At 43.8% G+C, this 550-nt stretch carries 1 pseudogene; it reads right to left on the reverse strand.

The window, feature by feature from the left end:
* Positions 1–550 (reverse strand): annotated as a pseudogene (ctpB, locus tag ACWHAR_RS30925) (carboxy-terminal processing protease CtpB); the annotation flags it as partial.

The following is a 550-nucleotide window of genomic DNA, read 5'->3' on the forward strand; positions in this document are numbered from 1 at the left end:
ACCTTTTAACAATACCTGCGCATGCTTGACGTCTTCATTGTTCATGTCCACTTTAAGCGGCTCTTTCAGCTGTAAGGGCCCGGCGGAAAAATAATCAGGCTGCTTAATCGCAATGGTCGGTTCAATTCCTTTCTTATGAATCCAGTTTCCATTTGGCGTCAGCCACTTGTAAAGCGTTAATTTAATGTTGCTGCCGTCCCCCATTGGCACAGCCTGTTGAACCGTTCCCTTTCCAAAAGACGTATTGCCTACAACATCATAATGGCCAGCTTCCTTTAATGCGCCGGCAAGAATTTCTGATGCAGAGGCACTTCCTTTATCCGTAATCACATTGACAGGGTACGCTTTCTTATGGGTCAATGTTGAAAAATAACGTTTTTTATCCCCATTGCGTTCAGCAATCTGAATATACGGCTGATCCTTTGTAACGAAATGCTTAAGAATTTCTTCCACACTTTGAAGATATCCGCCCGGGTTGCCGCGTACATCAATGACAAGTCCTTCTATTTCTTTTTTCTCAAGCTCCCTCAGCGCTTTTGCAAAATCCTCT

Source organism: Bacillus sp. LR--39, from assembly GCF_053613335.1.